Annotated in this window: 1 protein-coding gene; it reads left to right on the forward strand. The window is 76.4% G+C overall.

Annotated elements, in window-relative coordinates:
- Positions 1–2,849, forward strand: a 2,849-nt coding sequence (locus E0D90_RS24810; protein WP_130800169.1) for a non-ribosomal peptide synthetase, incomplete at both ends; no start/stop codon positions are given.

Consider the following 2,849-nt stretch of genomic DNA (forward strand, 5'->3'; position numbering starts at 1 on the left):
GTGGAGGAGCTGAGCCCCTCGCGCGCCCTGGACCGGCACCCGCTGTTCCAGACCATGCTCAGCCTGAACAACACCGAGCCACCGCACCTCGAACTCCCCGGCCTCCGCGTCGAACGCGAGACGGCGGTGGGCCGCACCGGCGCCAAGTTCGACCTGACCTGGGACCTCGCCGAACAGCAGGCGCCCGACGGCCGTGCCCTGGGCATCGGCGGTGAACTGGAGTTCAGCCGCGACCTCTTCGACGACGCCACCGCGCGCCGGCTCGCCGGCCACTTCCACCGGCTGCTGCGGGCCCTCGCCGGTACCCCGGACGCCTCCGTCGCCGATGTCGACTTCCTCAGCGAGACCGAGCGGCGCGCCGCTCTCGACCGTCCGGTGCCCACCCGGCCGGCGCCGCCGGCGCCCGGGCGCACCGTCATCGACGTCCTCACCACCCAGTCGCTGGTGACCCCCGAGCGGACCGCTGTGGCCGACGCCGACGGCTTCCTCGGCTTCGGCGACCTGATGGACGCCGCCGAGGAACTGGCGGGCCGACTGCACCGGCACGGCGTCGGACGCGGCGACCGGGTCGCCGCCGCCCTGCCCCGCACCCGGCAGCAGATCGTCGCGCTGGTCGCCGTCCTGCGGCTGGGCGCCGTGCACGTGCCGCTGGACCCCACCCACCCCGCCGAGCGCAACCGGCTCATCCTGACGACCGCACGCCCAGCGCGGCTGCTGACCACCACAGCGCTCGCCGCCCGCCTGCCCGAGGGGCCCTGGCCCGAGCTGCGCCTCGACGCCCCGGAAGACGACGCCGAGCACCCGGCCGCCGCCGGGAGCCGCGCCACGGCCGGGCCGCCGGACGGCCCCGCGCCGCACGACGCCGCCTACGTTCTCTACACCTCCGGCTCCACCGGCACCCCCAAGGGCGTCGTGGTCGAACACCACTCCCTGTGCAACCTGCTGGCGAGCCACCGGGACCAGCTGATCGGGCCCGCCGAGGACGCGGCCGACGGACGGCCGCTGCGCGTCGCGCTGACCGCGGCCGCCACCTTCGACGCCTCCTGGGACCCGGTGCTGTGGATGATCGCCGGCCACGAACTGCACCTCGCCGACGACGACACCCGCCGCGACCCCGAGGCACTGTCCCGCTTCCTGCGGGAGAACGAGATCGACGTGCTGGAGACCACGCCGTCCTTCCTGGAGGAACTGCGCCGCTTCGGCCTGCTGGAGCCCGGCAGCCACCGGCCCCGTGTGCTCGCCCTCGGCGGCGAACCGGTCGGCGAGGAGCTGTGGCAGGCACTGGCCCGCACGCCCGGCCTCGACGCCTGGAACCTCTACGGCCCCACCGAGACCACCGTCGACAGCGTGGTGTCCCCGATCACCGCCGGCAGCGCCCCGCGCATCGGCCGTGCCGTCGCCGGCAACCGCGCCTACGTACTGGACGCGCGGCTGCGGCCGGTCGCCCCCGGCGTCACCGGTGAGCTGTACCTCTCCGGCGCCGGGCTGGCCCGGGGCTACGAGGGCCGCGCCGGACTGACCGCCGACCGGTTCCTCGCCGACCCCTTCGCCGGACCGGGCGACCGGATGTACCGCACCGGCGACCTGGCGCGCCGTCACCACGACGGCACCCTGGAGTACGGCGGACGCGCCGACGGCCAGGTCAAGGTGCGCGGCTACCGGGTGGAGACCGGTGAGGTGGAGGCGGCGCTGCTGCGCCACCCGGCCGTCGCCCGCGCCGCCGTCACCGTCCGGCCCGACGCCTCCGGTGCGGGCGCGCTGGTCGCCTGGGTCGTCACCACCCGGGAGGCGGGGACCGCGGACGCCACCACCGAGGACGCCGTCAGCGAGCGCGCCGTCACAAAGGGCACCGGCGGTGCCGAACTGCGGGCCTTCCTGCGCGGACGGCTGCCCGGCTACATGGTCCCGGCCGCCGTCGGCGTCGTCGACTCCCTGCCGCTCACCGTGCACGGCAAGGTCGACACCGCCGCGCTTCCCGCCCCGGAGGACGCGGCCGAACCCGCCGGGGAGGCACCGCGCACCCCCCGCGAGGAGACGCTCTGCGCACTGTTCGCCGAGTGCCTGGGCCGCCCCGCCGTCGGCCGCGACGAGGACTTCTTCGACCTCGGCGGCCACTCCCTGCTCGCCACCCGGCTGGTGAGCCGCGTCCGTTCCGCCTTCGGCGTCGAACTCCCGGTCCGGGCACTGTTCGAGGCGCCCACCGTGGCGCGCCTGGCGCCGCGCCTGGACACCGCCGACAGCGCCCGGCCGGCGCTGCGCCGCATGGAGCGCGCCGAGCCCGCGCCGCTCTCCTCCGCGCAGCGCCGCCTGTGGTTCCTCCACCGGCTCGACCCGGACGACCCCGCCTACCACCTGCCGCTGGCCATCCGGCTGGAGGGCGGCGTCGACCGCCCGGCGCTCGAAGCGGCCCTGGGCGACCTGGTGGCGCGTCACGAGAGCCTGCGCACCGTCTTCGCCGGGCGCTCCGGCCGGGGCCGGGGGAGCGACCGCGACGGCGAGGCCGTGCAGCACGTCCTGGCCGCCGACGCGGCACGGCCCGTGCTGACCGTCGCCGAGACCAGCGCCGCCGGGCTGCCCGAGGCCCTGCGCGCCGCCGCGACCGCGCCGTTCGACCTCTCCCGGGAGATCCCGGTCCGTGCGGCGCTGTTCAGCACCGCGCCCGACCGGCATGTGCTGCTGCTGACCGTCCACCACATCGCGGCGGACGGGTGGTCGATGGGGCCGTTGGCGCGGGATCTGTCGGTGGCGTACGGGGCGCGGGTGAGGGGTGCTGTTCCCGGGTGGGAGCCGTTGGCGGTGCAGTACGGGGATTACGCGGTGTGGCAGCGTGAGGTGCTGGGTGAGGTGGG

The organism is Streptomyces otsuchiensis (genome assembly GCF_004305975.1).
Classification (GTDB): Bacteria; Actinomycetota; Actinomycetes; order Streptomycetales; family Streptomycetaceae; genus Streptomyces; species Streptomyces otsuchiensis.